Source organism: Rugosimonospora acidiphila (assembly GCF_039543385.1).
In the GTDB taxonomy this organism is placed as follows: Bacteria; Actinomycetota; Actinomycetes; order Mycobacteriales; family Micromonosporaceae; genus Rugosimonospora; species Rugosimonospora acidiphila.
Map to the genome: position 1 here is coordinate 192,931 of NZ_BAABJQ010000010.1, position 12,024 is coordinate 204,954.

The 12,024-nt window shown below is 67.0% G+C and carries 17 protein-coding genes; 14 read left to right on the top strand and 3 right to left on the bottom strand.

Features of this window, described 5'->3' with window-relative positions; all coding sequences use genetic code 11:
- Positions 1 to 416: 416 nt before the first annotated feature.
- From ABEA87_RS19065 to ABEA87_RS19080, 4 genes are all read left to right on the top strand, one after another.
- On the top strand, positions 417 to 539 hold the full coding sequence (locus ABEA87_RS19065) for a hypothetical protein (RefSeq protein WP_345631320.1): 123 nt from the start codon (positions 417 to 419) through the stop codon (positions 537 to 539).
- Between the two features lie 164 nt (positions 540 to 703).
- Entirely contained in the window at positions 704 to 1,324 is a 621-nt protein-coding gene (locus tag ABEA87_RS19070) for a TetR/AcrR family transcriptional regulator (RefSeq protein WP_345631321.1), read from the top strand.
- Positions 1,321 to 2,085: an ABC transporter ATP-binding protein gene (locus ABEA87_RS19075; RefSeq protein ID WP_345631323.1), complete on the top strand. Its 765-nt coding sequence runs from the start codon at positions 1,321 to 1,323 to the stop codon at positions 2,083 to 2,085. Before ABEA87_RS19070 ends, ABEA87_RS19075 begins: the two co-directional genes overlap by 4 nt.
- Complete coding sequence (locus ABEA87_RS19080; RefSeq protein WP_345631324.1) at positions 2,070 to 3,620, top strand: hypothetical protein; 1,551 nt, start codon at positions 2,070 to 2,072, stop codon at positions 3,618 to 3,620. The genes ABEA87_RS19075 and ABEA87_RS19080 overlap by 16 nt, the downstream gene beginning before the upstream one ends.
- Positions 3,621 to 3,782: 162 nt before the next feature.
- Here ABEA87_RS19080 and ABEA87_RS19085 read toward each other — a convergent pair whose 3' ends face one another.
- Positions 3,783 to 4,208 (bottom strand): PhzF family phenazine biosynthesis protein, encoded by a 426-nt coding sequence (locus ABEA87_RS19085; protein ID WP_345631431.1) that lies wholly within the window; start codon positions 4,206 to 4,208, stop codon positions 3,783 to 3,785.
- Positions 4,209 to 4,339: 131 nt separating this feature from the next.
- Positions 4,340 to 4,888 (bottom strand): dihydrofolate reductase family protein, encoded by a 549-nt coding sequence (locus ABEA87_RS19090; protein ID WP_345631326.1) that lies wholly within the window; start codon positions 4,886 to 4,888, stop codon positions 4,340 to 4,342.
- A 61-nt stretch (positions 4,889 to 4,949) separates the two neighbouring features.
- On the opposite strand from ABEA87_RS19090, the gene ABEA87_RS19095 reads away from it, so the two are divergent.
- The 6 genes from ABEA87_RS19095 to ABEA87_RS19125 all read left to right on the top strand — a co-directional run bounded on the left by ABEA87_RS19095 (position 4,950) and on the right by ABEA87_RS19125 (position 8,833).
- Complete coding sequence (locus ABEA87_RS19095; protein ID WP_345631327.1) at positions 4,950 to 5,096, top strand: hypothetical protein; 147 nt, start codon at positions 4,950 to 4,952, stop codon at positions 5,094 to 5,096.
- A gap of 871 nt (positions 5,097 to 5,967) precedes the next feature.
- Positions 5,968 to 6,300 (top strand): PadR family transcriptional regulator, encoded by a 333-nt coding sequence (locus ABEA87_RS19105; RefSeq protein ID WP_345631329.1) that lies wholly within the window; start codon positions 5,968 to 5,970, stop codon positions 6,298 to 6,300.
- A 14-nt stretch (positions 6,301 to 6,314) separates the two neighbouring features.
- Entirely contained in the window at positions 6,315 to 7,016 is a 702-nt protein-coding gene (locus tag ABEA87_RS19110) for a permease prefix domain 1-containing protein (RefSeq protein ID WP_345631330.1), read from the top strand.
- Positions 7,017 to 7,312: 296 nt separating this feature from the next.
- Positions 7,313 to 7,654 carry a helix-turn-helix domain-containing protein gene (locus ABEA87_RS19115; protein WP_345631433.1) on the top strand — a complete coding sequence of 114 codons (342 nt, stop codon included), beginning with the start codon at positions 7,313 to 7,315 and terminating at the stop codon, positions 7,652 to 7,654.
- Positions 7,642 to 7,869, top strand: a complete 228-nt coding sequence (locus tag ABEA87_RS19120) for a hypothetical protein (RefSeq protein WP_345631331.1) — start codon at positions 7,642 to 7,644, stop codon at positions 7,867 to 7,869. Before ABEA87_RS19115 ends, ABEA87_RS19120 begins: the two co-directional genes overlap by 13 nt.
- 625 nt (positions 7,870 to 8,494) lie before the next feature.
- Positions 8,495 to 8,833 carry a hypothetical protein gene (locus ABEA87_RS19125; protein WP_345631333.1) on the top strand — a complete coding sequence of 113 codons (339 nt, stop codon included), beginning with the start codon at positions 8,495 to 8,497 and terminating at the stop codon, positions 8,831 to 8,833.
- A gap of 511 nt (positions 8,834 to 9,344) precedes the next feature.
- Here ABEA87_RS19125 and ABEA87_RS19130 read toward each other — a convergent pair.
- A complete protein-coding gene (locus tag ABEA87_RS19130; protein WP_425570912.1) occupies positions 9,345 to 9,776 on the bottom strand; it encodes a transposase family protein in 432 nt (143 codons plus the stop codon).
- Positions 9,777 to 10,126: 350 nt separating this feature from the next.
- Between ABEA87_RS19130 and ABEA87_RS19135 the strand changes: the two genes are divergently transcribed.
- From ABEA87_RS19135 to ABEA87_RS19150, 4 genes are read left to right on the top strand one after another with little or no spacing between them, the layout of a single operon-like run.
- Positions 10,127 to 10,447, top strand: coding sequence for a hypothetical protein (locus tag ABEA87_RS19135; protein ID WP_345631335.1), 321 nt, complete (start codon positions 10,127 to 10,129; stop codon positions 10,445 to 10,447).
- A complete protein-coding gene (locus ABEA87_RS19140) occupies positions 10,444 to 10,776 on the top strand; it encodes a hypothetical protein (protein ID WP_345631337.1) in 333 nt (110 codons plus the stop codon). Before ABEA87_RS19135 ends, ABEA87_RS19140 begins: the two co-directional genes overlap by 4 nt.
- Positions 10,777 to 10,801: 25 nt before the next feature.
- Complete coding sequence (locus tag ABEA87_RS19145) at positions 10,802 to 11,521, top strand: hypothetical protein (RefSeq protein ID WP_345631339.1); 720 nt, start codon at positions 10,802 to 10,804, stop codon at positions 11,519 to 11,521.
- A gap of 1 nt (position 11,522) precedes the next feature.
- Positions 11,523 to 11,858, top strand: coding sequence for a hypothetical protein (locus tag ABEA87_RS19150; protein WP_345631341.1), 336 nt, complete (start codon positions 11,523 to 11,525; stop codon positions 11,856 to 11,858).
- Positions 11,859 to 12,024 lie beyond the last annotated feature (166 nt).

The window sequence follows — 12,024 nt, forward strand, 5'->3', positions numbered from 1 at the left end:
CCCACTCTGCGCGGGTCGTGAGGGTGAAGACCACGTCGAGCTTGGTCATCTCTACGTAGATGTCCAGGTGGTCCAAGGTGTCGTCGAGGTGAGGCCGCCTTCGTTGTTGGGGGCCGGGCTGTTTGGCCAGAATGTAGAGGCGGCAGAAGTTCTGGTAGTGCGGGTACAGGGCGGTTGTGCTGCCGTCCCCGATCGGGCTCCCACCCAGGTAGAGCTGGAACGTCCCGAACTTCTTGTCGCGGCTGGTCGGCGTGAACTCGACCCGGAACGTCTCGGCCGACCCAGCACCGGTCGGCGAGCCGGACGAGCCATTGTCGCCGTCGCCTATGCCCATCTCGTCGACCAGGGGGCGATGTTACGGGTCACCCTCGGACCGTGGCCCGGGTACCAAGCGCGTCAGGTGCGCCGAAGAGAACGTGGCGGCCGGGGCCATCTCACTGACCGCGCGGCAGCTGACCCGCATCGGTGACGCGGTGCCGCGCCAGCTGGTCTCGGGTACCCGGTACGGCGGCCGCGGCATGGACCTGCTCGACCACTGACACCGTGCGGCGGCGGCCGCACCGACCCCCCTCTCCGGTCGGTGCGGTCGTTCGGCGTCGCGAGTCGGCGGTTTGGCCCCCATTAGGCGGGTTTCCACTGCGGTGATCCAGAAACGATGACCGACCGCTTTCTGAATCCAGGCCGGGTGTGCTAGAAATTGGCCATGCGGTCAACAACCAAACCAGGCGACCAAAGGTCGTTCACCGAGGCCGCCCGGCGTGAACAGATCGTGTCGGGTGCGATCGAGGTGCTCGCCACCAGCGGGTACGGCTCGTCCTCACTCGCCGCCATCGCCGGGCACCTCGGCATCAGCAAGGGGATCATCTCCTACCACTTCGCCGGCAAGGCCGAGCTGCTCCAGGAGGTCGTGCAGACCGTGCTGCGCCGTGCGGAAGAGGCCATGACGCCGGCGGTGCAGGGCGCGCCCTCGTACACCGAGGCGCTACGCCGCTACATCACCGCGAACCTAGCGTTCATCTCGGCTGCGCGGCCGGCGGTGCTCGCCATGACCGAGGTGCTGACCAACGACCGCGCCATGCGCGGGGCCTTCGGCCGGTCGCAGCAGGAGGCGGTCGCCGCACTGGAGGCGCTGATCCAGGGCGGCGTCGACGCCGGCGAGTTCGACCGGGTCCCCGCGCGGGCGGCCGCCGTCGCGCTGCGCGCCTCGATCGACGCCGCGACCGGGCTGCTGCGCGCGGATCTGGAGTTCGACGTCGAGGCGTACGGGACCGACCTGATCGCCCTGTACGGCCGGGCGATCGCGAAGCCGGGGAGTGCCCGATGAGCGCGGGTACCGGACCGGCGCTGCGGCTGCGCGGACTACGCAAGGCCTTCGGCGACCTGACCGCCGTCGACGACGTCGACCTGACCATTCCGGCCGGCTCCTTCTTCGGGCTCGTCGGGCCCAACGGTGCCGGGAAGACCACGATGCTGTCGATGGCCGTCGGGCTGATGCGGCCGGACGCCGGTACGGCGGCGGTGCTCGGGTACGACGTGTGGTCCGAGCCGGTACGGGCGAAGGAACTGCTCGGCGTGCTCCCCGACGGCGAATCCCTGCCGCAGCGGCTCAGCGGTCGTGAACTGCTCACCTACCTGGGCCTGCTGCGCGGGCTCGACGGGAACGTGGTGCGGGAACGCACCGAGGAACTGCTGACGGTGCTCGACCTGGCCGACGCCGGCTCCCGGCTGGTGGCCGACTACTCCACCGGCATGCGGAAGAAGATCGCGCTGGCGGTGGCCCTGCTGCACGGACCCCGCGTCGTCGTGCTGGACGAGCCGTTCGAGGCGGTCGATCCGGTCTCCGCCGCGACCATCCGGTCGATCCTGCACGGCTTCACCCGTACCGGCGGCACAGTGGTCTTCTCCAGCCACGTGATGGCACTGGTCGAGCAGCTCTGCGACCATGTGGCCATCCTTGCCCACGGCCGGGTGCGGGCCAGCGGAACTGTCGATGAGGTCCGGGCCGGGCGCACGCTGGACGAGGCGTTCAGCGACCTGGTCGGCGCCGGTGCGGCGGGTGGGGAGCTGTCATGGTTCGCGTCCTGATCCGCATGCGCGCCGCGATGCTCGCCAATCGCGGTGCGACCCGGTTCGCCGTCGTGTCGACCATCGTCTCGGCGGTCCTCGGACTGCTGACGGCGGTCGGTACGTTGCTGATCGGTTTCCGGCACTATTCGAGCGTCCAGGGCGCCACCGACGTCGTCGCGGTCACCATGGCGGTCTGGGTGATCGGGCGGATCGGCTACGCCGCGTTCGCCGGTGGCGACGCGTCCCTGCGCTTCGAACTGTTCCGGATGCTGCCGGTGTCCCGGACCGTGCTGGCCCGCGCGCTGCTGGCCGTCGGCCTGCTCGACCCCGGTGGCGTCGTGCTCGCCATCGCGTTCGGTGCGCTGGTCGCCGCCGGTGCCCGGTACGGCGCCGGGCCGGCCGTCGTCGGCGCGCTCGGCCTGGTGCTCACGGTACTGGTGGTCAACGTGCTGGCTACGGTGGTCGGTGCGGTCAACCCGCAGGGCGCCCGGCGCACCCGGGACTTCGGCACGGTACTCGTCGCGGTGGTGATCAGCCTGGTCGCCGTCGCCGGTACCACGCTGCCGGCGCTGTCCGCCGCGGTACAGGACGGTACGTCGCCAGCGGTCGCCTGGACCGCCCGGATCCTGCCGTCCGGCTGGGCCGCCGACGCCGTGCGCGGTGCGGCTGCCGGCAACATGCTGGAGACCATCGCTCCGCTGGCCGGGCTGCTGCTGCTCGGCGGAGGACTGGTGCTGCTGTGGCCGGCGGTGCTCGGCCGGCGGCTGGACGGGCGGGCCGGCGGGCGGCGTGCGGCGCGGATCCGCCGTACCCCCAACACTCTGCTGCCGCAGACGCCGACCGGCGCGGTTGTCGCCAAGGAGCTGCGGTTCTGGCTGCGCGACCCGATCCGGGTCACGCTGCTCATGATCGGTGCGATCGTCGGGCTGGGTGCGTGCGTGATCCCCGCCGTCACCCACGGCACCGAGCGGCTCATGCCGTTCGCCGGAGTTCTCACCATCGTCATCGCGGTGGCCGGCGCGGCGAACCTCTACGGCGCCGACGGGCCCGCGCTGCGCCTGACCATCCTCGCCCCGGCCGGTCCGGCCACCGACGTCCGCGGCCGGCAACTCGCCTGGCTGCTCATCGTCGGGCCGTACGTCCTCGTGCTCGGCGTGCTGCTGACCGCGGTAGGCGGGCAGTCCTGGGCCTGGCCGTGGATGCTGGCCGCCACGCTGGCCATCCTCGGCGGAGGGCTGGGCCTGTTCCCGCTCGCCTCGGTGATCAGCGTGCAGACCCTGGACGACCACGGCGGCCTGACCCCGGGCTGGGTGATCAAGGCGTACGCGACGCTCCTGCTCACTCCGCTCACCGCCGCTCCCGCCGCCGGGCTGCTGATCGTCGGGGCGGTCGCCGGCTCGCCGGTGCTGTCCTGGCTCGCGGTACCGGTCGCCGCCGGCACGGGAGCGGCGCTGGCCCTCGGGCTCGGCCGGGTGGCCACCCGTCGCCTCGAAGCGCGGCAGTTCGACATTCTGGCCACCATCGTCGGCGACTCCAGCCCGGCGGTGGCGTGACGAATCAGCTCATGGGGCCGGCCGGCTCCATCGTCCGGAATCGGCACGGCTGACCTTCCTGCTCACCACGCCGATGCTCGCGACACCGGAGGTTGATTCGAGTGTCATCGTGGACCAGGGGTACCGCCGAGGTGGCGATACCCCTGGCCGCGTCGTCGACGGTCAGCCTTGCGGTGCCGGGTGACGCAGCGCGACGAGGCCCTGGTCGAACCGCACCTCGATGCCGGCGGGGCGGCGGATCGCGACGGTGTCGAACGTGCGCCCCCCGGTGTGTTGGCGGTCGTTCAGCTCGCCCAGCGCGGTGCGGGTCAACCGGACGGCCTGCGCGGCAATGGTGCCGTGGCCGCAGCCGGACAGTTCGGCGGTGGCGGTGAAGAACCGGACCGGCCAGCCACCGTCCGGCGTCCGCCCCGGGCCGAGGAACGCCGCGTGCGAGGTGCCGGCCGCGGCAGCGACCGCACGCCGGTCCGCGTCCGTCGCCGCCGGGTCGTCGTCGGTGACGGACGTGGGGCTGCCGCCCCCGGCCGTCGCGCCGCACGCTGGTTTACCTGCGCAAACGGTTCCTCGCAGTACGTTCGGGTCCGCCAGGGTTCGTTACGACAGTTACGCGGTTAGCTACTCACTCGCCAGAGTGCTGAAACACTGGGGGCTGGTGACGGAACGCCCGCGTCCACCGACGCAACGGCGCCCATGATCGTCTTTCCCGTCACGCTGCTCCCTCAGCCGTTCGCGGGCCGGTAGCAGAGCGTGATCACCCCGGACTTGTACTGCGTGGCCGATACCAGCTCGAGCCGCAGCGGCCCGAAGCCGTCGAAGAACCGCGGGCCGGCGGGCCATAGGTGCGGGTGCACCCCGAACCAGTACTCGTCGATCAGGCCGCGCTGCGCCAGCGCCTGCGCGAACTCCCCGCACCCGGAGACCCACAGCGTGCTGCTTTCTTTGACCTTCGTGACGCTCTCGGTCAGGTCGCCCTCGAGCAGCGTCGCGTTCCACGTCAACGGGGCGGACAGTGTCCGCGATGCAACGTATTTCGGCATCGAGTTGATCCGGTCCGCGAACCTCTCCATCCCCGGGACCTCGCCGAGTGTCGGCCACAGGGCCGCCAGGCCCTCGTAGGTCTTGCGCCCGAGCAGCATCGCGTCGGCGAGCATCAGCTGATCTTGGCTCGCATCGCGGCTTTCGTTGTCGAGCTCCAACCACTCCTCCGGGGTCGGCGCCTCGTAGGCGGCGTTGACGGTGACCGCGCTGTGCAGAATGACCTTTCCCATGCAACGCATGATATTAGTCACGGACCTACGTTCAGGGGCGTGGGCGGTGGAGCATTCGCACATGAATAAGAACGCGTTTTCCCTGTTCAAGGCGCGGATGCGAGCGTCCAGCCAGTACGACGACGGCTGCGGGCATGATGCCTGTTTGATCGCGGCAGCTCCGCAAGTCGAATCGAACCGGAACGACGCCGAGCGACGCGCTGCGTGACCGGCGTACCGCGGCTCGTGGGTGCATGATTGGCGGCAGGCTCAGGCGTTTCCGATGATTCGGTTCTCGTAGGCCCAGACGGCGTTCGGCCCCGATCTTCAAGTTGGTGCGGCCGCGGGCGATCTCCCGTACCACCTCGATCTCGCGTTCGGACAACGGCGGCAGTGACCTGTCGGGGTGTGGGGCCGGCACGGTCAAGTGGCGTAGCAGTCGTACGGTGATCGACGGGGAGACGAGCGCGTCGCCGTTGTGAGCGGCGCGTACGGCCTCGACGAGCAGGGGTGGGCCAGCGTCTTTGAGGATGAAGCCGGCCGCTTCCAGCCCGGGCTCTCGCGGACGCTGAGTCCGGACACCACGGCGCTACTCAGCAACCATCATCAAAGATCGTTAGTAGATCATGACCGGTCGCCTACACCGAGGCGAAGTCCTGGTTTGCGCACCTGCACCTGTGCCCGACATGCAACCTCATAAGAACCGCGTCGCCGCAGCCCAGGTATGGTGCCGCCATAGACGGCCGGCTATGAGTTGACATGAGAACCGCGTTCCCGCAGCTCATGGCCGTTGCCGCTGTGCATGGTGGGCGAGGCGATACTGGGATCGAACCAGTGACCTCTTCGGTGTGAATGGGGTCGGGCTCGTCTCACCGTCTGCTTCTTTGTCTACCCGCGCAGGTCATGGCGTGGGTGGTCATCGGTCTGTCGTGGCCGGACGACGACGTTCTTACAAGATCGTCTCCAAAGTGCCCACGCTTGGCGTTGCACGGGCTCCAGTTAGATCTCGAAACGGGAGAACCCGTCGAATGGTCGGCCGACTCTCCATCTGCTGGGCCCTGTACTTGACACCTAGCATGCCTATGCCTAGGTTCCTAGGTATGGATCTGCGCGGACACCTGGATCTCCTGCTGCTCGCCACGCTGCACGATCGCGGTCCGGCGCACGGATACGCGCTGATCATCGCGTTGCGGGAGGGCTCGGGTGGCACCTTCGACCTGCCCGAGGGCACGGTCTACCCGGCTCTGCACCGGCTGGAGCGCGATGGGTTGGTGGCCGGGTTCTGGGAGGAGGGGGCTCCGCGGCGGCGGCGCAGCTACCAGTTGACCCCGCAGGGGCGCACGGCCCTGCAGCGCAAGAACCGGGAATGGCGAGAGTTCGCCAAGGGAGTACAGCTGATCGTCGGCCGGGTGCACCCCGAGCCGACCGGATGACAGGGAGTGCACTAGTGCCCGACGAGAACGACAGCGCGGACCTCGTGCCCGGCGGCACCGTGGAGCGCTGGCTTGACGACGTGTTCGACGGTCTGACCGGGACCGGCGCCGGTGGCCGGCGCGCGCTCGTCGAGATCGAGGACCATCTCAGGGCCGCCGTGGCGGATGAGAAGAGTCGTGGGCTCGATCCGGCGGCGGCCGAGCGCGCGGCGGTGACCCGGTTCGGCTCGCCGACAAAGGTCGCCCGCGACCTCCGCGCCGCCCACCGCAACCTGCTGCGTCCCGCGCTGACCGGCGTTTGGGCCCTGGCCGGGGCGGTCCTACTGTCGCTCGGACTCGGCAGGATGGTGACGGTGGCCCTGACGGCACGCTCTCCCGGCACCGTGAACCTGGTACAGCTGGGAATCACGGGCCTGGTGCTGTTCGGCCTCGGGGTACTGATGTTGGTAACGCTGTCGTTGGCCCGGCGGCACACCGCGATGCGCACTGCCCGCTGGCAACCCCGCAGGCGCGCTCTGGTCGCCGCAGAGGTGCTGTTCGCCCTCGCCGGCGTCGTGGTGCTGGGCAACCCGGTCAACACGTTCGGTGTTCCGCAGTTCTGGCTCTACCCGTCGTGGGTGCAGACCACGGTCGGGGTAGCCGTGTCATTGGCGGCGCTCGCGATCACCGTCTGGCTTGGTCGCCTACGGAAACGATCAATGCCGATACCTGCGTGACCGGATCGCTTGGGTACGCCTGATTAGCCGAGTGGCAACTCTACGAACTCAACAACGGGCAACTCCTGCGGTGCCCGCCCAAAGACGACTCGTACCGCACCATCGTCATCCCGAACTGGTAGGCCACACTCGTCACGGGTCACATCGCCCGCATCAAGCCCACGGCCTGTTCGTGCCACGGGCTGACGTACACCTTCCGCGGCTATGGTCCGGCCCGCAGCAGCGCTCGTGTACCGGGAACGCGGTTGATCGACGTGGCTCGCCGGGCCGGTGTCTCGATCGGGACCGCCTCGACCGTGCTCAATCAGCCAGAGTCAGTCTCGGAGAGAACTCGGGCGGCGGTGGTCGCGGCGATCGAAGAACTGGGCTACCAGCGCGGTGCCGTCGGCACGACCTGGCCGCACACTGGCGGCGCAACAACTTCGCCGCCCGGATCTTCCAACCCGCCCTTACAGGTCGGTACCCAAAGAAGACCGGACCGGCCGGCGTCCTCCCTATCGGGGCGGCACCCCTTCCGGGTGTCCCTGTCCGGGGCCGCAACGCCGCCGGGCGAGCAGATGCCTGCTGGGCACCAATCGGGGCCAACCTCACTCCCCACAGTCTCCGACACAGCTACAAGACGCTCATGGAAGAGCTAGGCACACCCCACAAGCTCATGGATGCCCAAATGGGGCACGAGAACGGCTCAATCCAAGCCCGGTACTCCCACGTGACAGATCCCATGATCGATCGACTAGTAGCGGGTCTGACCAAGGTCTGGGCCGAGGCCCTAGACGCTCGCCCGGTACTCGACCCCCGGTCGCCAGTCGCCGAGCTCGACCGGCTGTTGATGGCTGGGGGAGAGGGGGCCTGAACAGTGACCAGCTAAGACCATCTCCGGGAATTCTCCAAGACGGCCGATCGGAACGAAATCTGCGCAAACAGTTCATCGCGGTGCGCTCGTGTCCGCCAAGGTTCGTCATGACAGTCACGCAGTTAGCCACTCACCCGTCAGAGCGCTGAAACACCGGGTTGACGGAACGCCCGCAACGCCGTGGCCTGCTATGGAGCCAGAGGTTCCAGGCCGACGTACGTAAAGTTCCAAGACCCGTCATCGTTAGGACCGGACGTGAGCCGACACACCTCGCGATGCCCGTCCCGCAGACTACGTCGGGCCAGTCGTTCATGCGGCCATCAGGTGGGACTCGACAAAGATCGCGGCAAAGATCGCGGCAAAGATCGCGGCGCGATGTAGTAGGCCGGCTGACGCTGCCATTGAATCCGAAGAGCCGTTGACGGGCCATAGACGGCGCTTGTAGCCTCATGCCGCCGAACTGATCATTGGGGGAGACATGTCATCCGTGGAACCCACAAATGCCACTGCCGCCAAAAAAGCTCCGGCACGGATCGGGACGGCTAAGGCGCGACCGGCCGGGTCGTACGTCGAGAGGTGCGAGTACTGCCGCCGGGCGCCCGCACGTCGAGTGGTGTTTCAGTCCATGGTCGGCCTGCTGATCGCTTACCGGCTCAGCTCGGTCAAGGCGGTTCTGTGCCGCGACTGCGGTCTGCACGAGTACCACAGGAAGCAGCGCGCCTCTCTGAAGCTGGGCTGGTGGCACGTCGGTGGCTTCACGGTGCCGATCATGCTGCTCATCAACCGGATCCGGGCCCGACGGATTACCCGGCTCGGGCCCGCACAGCCGCTCGTGAACGCGACGCGCAAGCATCCGGATCCGCTCGATCCGGGCCCCGCTCTGGTCTCGCTGCCACTGATCCTGTGCCTGACCTTCATTGGGATCCCGTTCCTGCTGTTCGTCGTGCTCCTGTTCACCACCTGATTCCCGGCCAAACTCGCGCGGCCTCTTCCTGGGTCTCGCGGCCTTCACGCTGGAACCCTAAGTCCAGGTCGCTTTCGTTTCGAGCCTCGGTCACCGTCCCCAGTGTTTCAGCCTCGTTTTTGCAGCTCAGCAGCATTTTGGAAACAGTCACATTCGAGGTGTCCCGGTGGTTGAACCGCCGTCAAGAGGTCTACACGGCCCTCATAGAGGCACTCCAGCCGTGGGTTAGGGATGTACGGGCTTGGGCTGGTACTGCTGATTCGCTGCCATGGATGGACCGAGATGAGGCGCATAAGAAGTACCTTATGGAGCGGATTTATGACCAGTAGGAGACCGATTCTCGTATTAGCCGAGTGATCGCTCAACTACATCTGATCGGCAGCGATGAGGTACGACGTTGCGTGCAGAGCCTCATGGCGCAACTTTTCGCGGTCGAGGCTGTCAGAATCGGAAACACGCCTCCGCCAGAAGGAAAGAATCCGCCGGCCGAAGAAGTGAGCCCCTTCCAATCTCATCTGTGCTGGTCTTCGGCGGCTTGAAGGACACGGATGGCGGCGATGATCGTGGTGGCCTGGCGTGGGCAACAACGGAGGTTCGTTAAGACCTTCCAGGTCTTGAGGGTGGCGACGGCGCGTTCGCCGGGTGCCCGGTTGCGGGCATGGTTGGCGTTGACTTTCTGCTGGTTGGCCGATAGGCGGCGTGGCTTACGTCGGAACGGGACGGCGATGGTCGGTCCGGCGGCGCGGTATGCGTTGTCGGCGTAGCAGGCGACGCCGAATTTGGCCAAGGCGGTGGGGATGCCGTGGCGGCGGGCGGCGGTCAGGTCGTGAGTGGCACCAGGCAGGGCAGGCGAGGCCCACAGCAGCCGGCCACGGGTGTCGGCGAGGACCCGCACGTTGACGCCGTGCCGCGAAAGCGGGCAAGGCCCGAGGGGCTTAGTCACTCAGTTAGTCACGCAGGCAGCAAAAGGGGCCATGTCCATCGATGAGACATGACCCCTGACCAGGTGGGCGATACTGGAATCGAACCAGTGACCTCTTCGGTGTGAATTAGGTCGGGCTGGTCTCACCACCTGGTTCTTCGGCTATACGCGCTGGTCAAGGTAGCGGTTGCCGTCGGCCTGACATGGTCAGCCGAGGGCCAATTCGCAAGATCGTCTCCAAGGCGTCTCCAGGAGGCGCCTGATCGGAACACGTTACGGTTCTCTCTCGATGTCAGCCACGAGACAGAGACCTGTTCGCATGGATAACGGTTGATAAGATCAGAGTGGTGTCATACGGGGAGAGGGGACACGTGAAGCCCAGCGCGGAAACGATGGAGATGCGCCGGTTGGTGGGCAAGTTCGCACTGCTGCTCGCGTTCGTCTACATCCTTGTTCTGGTGGGTGGCGTGGTTACCCTGGCCGGACGCACCTCGGTGCCGGTGATTACCTGGCCGCTGATCCTTATCCCGGGTGCGGCGTTCGTACCCGCGGCTATTGATGCGGTCCGGCTGCATCGCACCACTGATTCTTACCGAACGACGGCACTCTGGCGGCGCTGCGCCCTCTACACGGCCATCGGGCTGGTCCTGCTGATTGCCGACGCGATCGCCTTGAACCAGGTGAACTCATGAGTTTCCGCGTCGAACCTCAAGCGCTGCGCACCTACGCTGGCCAGCTCGACGACGCTTGGCGCGACGCCGACGCCGCCAGGACTTACGTCAACCGGTGGGGCACCTTGAACGCCCACGAGAAAGGCATCTTGGGGATGATTTTTCCTCAGCATGCCAATTTCGTATCCCAGCTGAACACGATGTTGAAGCATCTCGCCGAGCTTGCCGACGCCTCCAGCACTGTCCTCTCGAAGGAGGCGGACGACTACGAGCACACCGATCTGAAGACGGCGGCGATGATCGACGCTTCCTACCCGGCCACGCCACGGGCGCCGATCAACCGCAGCTGACCAGAACAGCGAACGGGGACCCGACGTGGACGATCCCACCGCGCTTCTCACCGAGCCCGGTGAACCCGACGACAGCGTTAGCAACGGCTTCGCCAACCCGGCGGACCTGTTCAACTACGTTTCACCATCGGCGTGGATCAACAGCGCCATCGAAAGCCTCACCGGCTTCGACGTGTTTGGCTACTTCACCGACTGGGTTGGCGGCGACTGGGCCGCCATCTGGAAGTTCGGCGACGCGATGGGGAACCTGGCTGAGTGCATGCAGCAGATCGGCATCAACATCCAGCAGGGCATGTTGCAGTTGGATAATCGTTGGGACGGCAATGCCGACGACGCAGCGTTCGGCTACTTCTCAACCCTCGCCTCTGCCGCCAGCGGCCAGCAAATCGCCTTACGCGACAGTCGGGAGGCATACCACAAGGCGGCCCAGGGGGCGTGGCACCTATCGAACCAGCTCGGCAACATCTTGCAGGCGCTAGCGGATAAGGCCATCCTCGCCGGCATCACCGCAGCCGCTGGCACTGTCCTCGCCGAAACCGGCATCGGCGCCGTCGCCGGCTACGCTGCCGCCACGCTGATCGTCGCCGATATGGTGAAACTCATCAACAGCGCCTCGACCATCATTAACGCTGCCATCACCGTCATTGTCGGCATCGCCGGCGCCGGCATGGACCTGGGCTACAAGGGCGGCAACCTGTCCGCCATCAACCTCCCGAACGTCGCCTACGTCGCGCCTGGAGCCTGACGTGACGGACAATCCTCTCGACCGCGACCTTGAAGAAATGATCGGAACGCCTCAGCTCGCCGACGCGGTCAAGCGCAGCCTGCAACGGCTCAAAGGTGGCGCCGCCGGCCCGGAACTCGCCGAGATGGCCCGTGAACTCCTCAGCGGCGGCACCGACCTGCGCAGCGTCGCCCGCACGTCCGCGTACGCCGACCCGATCAGTCAAGGCATCCAACAGTACAAGCGCTGGGAAGCCGACCTGAGCCCGGACGAGCGTCAGCGACTCATGGGAGATGCACAGGCAGCAATCTACGGTGACGATGAGCAGACAACCGAGTCTCGAACGACTGGGTTGTAGCGAGGTCCACGCCTGAGCTAGTGCGGCCCGGCGATGAGTCCCCAATGTCTGACGGGTGTGAACATGGCCTGTGCGTACCCGTTACCGGCGTCATGCGCGATCGGCCCTGGTGGCTAGGGCTGCTCTACTCCGCTGGCAGCGGCGTCAGGAGATCGGACGGCACACG

What these genes read in the sequence shown, in the direction of transcription:
- ABEA87_RS19140 (WP_345631337.1), top strand. Translation starts at nt 10,444, where the DNA reads ATGAGTTTCCGCGTCGAACCTCAAGCGCTGCGCACCTACGCTGGCCAG.
- ABEA87_RS19075 (WP_345631323.1), top strand. Translation starts at nt 1,321, where the DNA reads ATGAGCGCGGGTACCGGACCGGCGCTGCGGCTGCGCGGACTACGCAAG.
- ABEA87_RS19080 (WP_345631324.1), top strand. Translation starts at nt 2,070, where the DNA reads ATGGTTCGCGTCCTGATCCGCATGCGCGCCGCGATGCTCGCCAATCGC.
- ABEA87_RS19125 (WP_345631333.1), top strand. Translation starts at nt 8,495, where the DNA reads ATGGTCGGCCTGCTGATCGCTTACCGGCTCAGCTCGGTCAAGGCGGTT.
- ABEA87_RS19105 (WP_345631329.1), top strand. Translation starts at nt 5,968, where the DNA reads ATGGATCTGCGCGGACACCTGGATCTCCTGCTGCTCGCCACGCTGCAC.
- ABEA87_RS19090 (WP_345631326.1), bottom strand. Translation starts at nt 4,888, where the DNA reads ATGGGAAAGGTCATTCTGCACAGCGCGGTCACCGTCAACGCCGCCTAC.
- ABEA87_RS19120 (WP_345631331.1), top strand. Translation starts at nt 7,642, where the DNA reads ATGGAAGAGCTAGGCACACCCCACAAGCTCATGGATGCCCAAATGGGG.
- ABEA87_RS19095 (WP_345631327.1), top strand. Translation starts at nt 4,950, where the DNA reads ATGAATAAGAACGCGTTTTCCCTGTTCAAGGCGCGGATGCGAGCGTCC.
- ABEA87_RS19070 (WP_345631321.1), top strand. Translation starts at nt 704, where the DNA reads ATGCGGTCAACAACCAAACCAGGCGACCAAAGGTCGTTCACCGAGGCC.